The organism is Streptomyces murinus (genome assembly GCF_002154555.1).
Lineage (GTDB): Bacteria > Actinomycetota > Actinomycetes > Streptomycetales > Streptomycetaceae > Streptomyces > Streptomyces murinus.
The window spans coordinates 1-3,455 of record NZ_MUNF01000344.1; the positions used below are offsets into that span (position 1 = coordinate 1).

General features: G+C 72.6%; 5 protein-coding genes. 4 read left to right on the plus strand and 1 reads right to left on the minus strand.

Annotated elements, in window-relative coordinates; all coding sequences use genetic code 11:
* The 4 genes from CCN72_RS38160 to CCN72_RS21060 all read left to right on the plus strand — a co-directional run.
* Positions 1–157, plus strand: a 157-nt coding sequence (locus CCN72_RS38160; protein ID WP_279630263.1) for an acyl-CoA dehydrogenase family protein, incomplete at its 5' end; no start/stop codon positions are given.
* A gap of 2 nt (positions 158–159) precedes the next feature.
* Positions 160–1,056, plus strand: coding sequence for an acyl-CoA dehydrogenase family protein (locus CCN72_RS21050; RefSeq protein ID WP_086808860.1), 897 nt, complete (start codon positions 160–162; stop codon positions 1,054–1,056).
* Between the two features lie 388 nt (positions 1,057–1,444).
* Entirely contained in the window at positions 1,445–1,579 is a 135-nt protein-coding gene (locus tag CCN72_RS41415; protein ID WP_279630262.1) for a hypothetical protein, read from the plus strand.
* Positions 1,580–1,597: 18 nt separating this feature from the next.
* Positions 1,598–2,071 (plus strand): ATP-binding protein, encoded by a 474-nt coding sequence (locus CCN72_RS21060; protein WP_086808861.1) that lies wholly within the window; start codon positions 1,598–1,600, stop codon positions 2,069–2,071.
* A gap of 281 nt (positions 2,072–2,352) precedes the next feature.
* Here the strand turns inward: CCN72_RS21060 and CCN72_RS21065 are convergent, their stop codons facing one another.
* Positions 2,353–3,279: a cyclase family protein gene (locus CCN72_RS21065; RefSeq protein ID WP_086808862.1), complete on the minus strand. Its 927-nt coding sequence runs from the start codon at positions 3,277–3,279 to the stop codon at positions 2,353–2,355.
* Positions 3,280–3,455 lie beyond the last annotated feature (176 nt).

A 3,455-nucleotide genomic window follows, 5' to 3' on the forward strand; every position in this document is an offset into this window, starting at 1 on the left:
GGTCGAGGGCGTCCTGGGCCCGGACGCCCTCGACCTGGACCGGCCGTGGGTGCTCGACCGGCTGTCCTCGCTGTCGTACACGATCGCGGCCGGTACCTCGCAGATCCAGCGCAACATCGTGGCCGAGCGGATGCTGGGGCTGCCGAAGGGGAGATGAGGGTGCGGTTTCAACTGACCGCAGATCAGCGCGAGTTGAAGGAGGGGGTACGGGGGCTGCTGGAGCGGCGGTTTCCCCGGGAGGCGCTGCGCGCGGCCGTCGACGCCCCCGGGCGGCTCGACCGGGAGCTGTGGCGGGCGCTCGGGGCGGCCGGGTTCTTCGCGCTCACGCTGCCGGAGGCGGCGGGCGGGGTGGGGCTCGGGCGCCCCGAGGCCGTGCTCGCCTTCGAGGAGGCCGGGCGGGCGCTGCTGCCGGGCCCGTTGGTGGCCACGCACCTCGCGGCCGGCGCCGTGGCGGGCGCGGCGGACGGGGAGACGGTCGTGGCCGCCGTCGACGGGCGGCTGGTGGAGTGGCTGGACGCGGCCGACGTCGTACGGGGGGACGCCACCGGAGCCGTACCGCTGCGGTCGGTCGATCCGCTGACTCCCCTGCACCGGCTCCCGCGCGCGGCCGCCGCCGATCCGTTCGCCGCCGATCTACTCGCCGCCGATCCCCTCGCCGCCCTCCTCACCGCGGCCGAACAACTGGGCAGTGCCGTACGGCTGAGCGAACTGGCGGTGCAACACGCCCGGACCCGGGAGCAGTTCGGGCGGCCGATCGGGGCGTTCCAGGCCGTCCAGCATCTGTGCGCGGACCTCCTGGTGCGCGCCGAGACCGCGCGGGCCGCCGTCTACGCGGCCGCCGTCACCGGGGACCCGGGCGACATCGCGGCCGCCCGGCTGCTCGCCGACGAGGCCGCTGTGCGCGGTGCCCGGGACTGCCTCCAGGTGCACGGCGGTATGGGCTTCACCTGGGAGGCGGACGTACATCTGCATCTGAAGCGGGCGTGGGTGCGTGCGCAGCGCAAAGGAGATATCACGGAGAGTGAGGAGTTGCTTGCTGCGAGGTTGCTCGCCTGAGCGCTGCTGCCCTGCGTCGAAAGCAAAGCCGTGGCCCAAGATGTCGCGGATCGTGGCCCCTCGGAATCACAGAGCGTTGATACCGGGTTGTGTCCTTCGCGAGGGCTCGTCACGGCCCGGAGTCGAGGGGTGCTCCGGTACCTTGTGTGGGATGCGAGTGGCTGCGAACGCGGGCGATGCCGGCGGTGCCCTTGGGGCGGCGCCGGGAGATGCGATGCGCGCCGCTGCTCGCGGGGTGGACCGGGGCAAGGCCCCCGGCTGTTCGACTCCCCGCCGCAAGCGTCGCACAGTATGCCCTACGCGTACTCCTTCGCGAGGGAATATGCCCGAAGCGCTTGTTGGGGTGACTGTACGTCAACCATGCTGTGAGGCAAGGAGATCACGTTCCGTGACCCTTGCTCTGGCTGTTGTCCAGGCCATGCAGGAAATGGCTATGATCGTGGCCCTCGTGATCGTCGTCACGGCTCGCGCCGGGGCGGTTCGGTGGCGCGGGGTCGCGTTCTCGCCGGTTCGGATGGTGTGAGCGGTGCAGGTGCTTCAAGTGCAGCTGGAGATCCGGCCCGACCCCGCGGAGGTGGGACGTGCCAGGAAGTGGGCCCGCTCGCGGCTCGACGGGCTGGGCATAGCGGCCGACGAGCCGGTGGCCGAGACGCTGGTCCTGCTCGTCTCCGAGCTGGTGACCAATGCCGTGGTGCACACCGGCCGTCCGGCGGTCCTCAGGCTCTCCCTGCCGGGCGCCCAGGCCCCCGCCGCGCCCTCGCCCACGGTGCGCGTGGAGGTCACCGACACCTGCTCCCGGGCCCCTGTGCCGCGCTGCGTCGGCGGTGAGGCCACCGGCGGCCGGGGCCTCGCCCTCGTGGACTGCCTCGCCGACCGCTGGGGCTGGAGCCGCGAGGGCGGCGGCAAGAGCATCTGGTGCGAGGTGGACGGCGGCGCGCGCCGCGAGGGGAGCGCGGCGGTGGCGTACGGAGGCGGTCCCTCCGCGTACGAGGATTTCGCCTTCGAAGCGGTGTAGCCCCGGGGCATCGCGGTGCGCCGGGGGATGCCTCTGTGCGCGGGCGTCGTGAACCGGCCGCATGTCCTGAATTGCCGCCCCGGCATTGACGATCCGTGCTCGGCTGAACACGCTGGTGTGCGTCGATTCGCCGTGAGGGGACGGCGAGGGCCGGGCGGCGGCCAGGGGTCCTCGCCGAGAGCGGGTCACACCGGAGGGCGGCGCGGGCGTGCGGCGCAGGGGGGCGACCGCGCCGCCAACCGGCCCGCCGGCACCGTGCGTTGAACATCGTGCGCCGACTCTCAGAGGAGTGCCACCGGTGCCACCGGCGATCCCGTCGCGCCGACGAACGGTTCGGGCATCGCCGACAGCAGGAACGCGTACCGCCCACTTTCTCCACAGGCTGTGGACAACTCTTCCAGGTTCCAGTTCTGGCCCTGGAGCATCCCCATCTCCACCAGATGCAGCGCGTGCACCGGCAGCCATAGATTGTCGATCTCGGGCGGAAAGATCTCAAATGTGAGCGTGTCGTTGGCGACGGCGGCGACATCACGGGCGTGGAACCACTCCGGCGTACGGATCGAGAGACCGGGGGACGGATAGCCGTATCCGTGCCGGTCGCCGCCGAGATACACCCGCACCTGGCCGGTGCGCACCAGCACGATGTCGCCGGCGCGCACCCGCACCCCGCCGAACTCCTCCGCCCGCGCCAGCTCCTCCGGCGTGACCGCGTGCCCCCCGGCCAGCCGTTCCACGCCCAGCGCCGCCGCCACGTCCAGCAGCACCCCGCGCGAGACGACCGGCCGCGCCTTGTCGATTCCCGAGAACTCGGCGCCGCCGTGCGCGGTCACGGTGGTCGCGGGGCGGCCGTTGTAGAGCCGCCCGCCGTGCGAGACATGGGGCAGCGCGTCCCAGTGCGTGCCCGCCTGGAGGCCCAGGGTCGCCGCGTCGTCGCTGCACGCCACCGTGCCGGGCCCGAACAGCTCCTGGTTGAGCTGCGTCATCGCGTGCAGCGGATTCACCCGGCCCGGGATCACCCCCGTCTGCACGCCGTCATGGGTGAGAGGCAGCGCGAGCGGGATGCGACGGCCCGTGCGCACCTCGGCGACGGCGCCGCGCACCACCTCGTCGGTGATCAGGTTGAGCGTGCCGATCTCGTCCTCGGCTCCCCAGCGCCCCCAGTTGTTCACGCGCTCGGCGATCTCGTGGAACTCCTGCGGCAGTGTCATCCGGTGCCTCCCCGGGGCTTGTGTCCGCGCGTGAGCCGGGCCATAGAATCTAACGGACCGTCAGAAACCGCGGGAAGGGGCCGGGCGTGGGGAACTTCTTGGCAGGCAAGGTCATCGCCGTCACGGGCGCGGGGCGGGGGATCGGCCGGGCGGTCGCGCTCGCGTCGGCGCGGGAG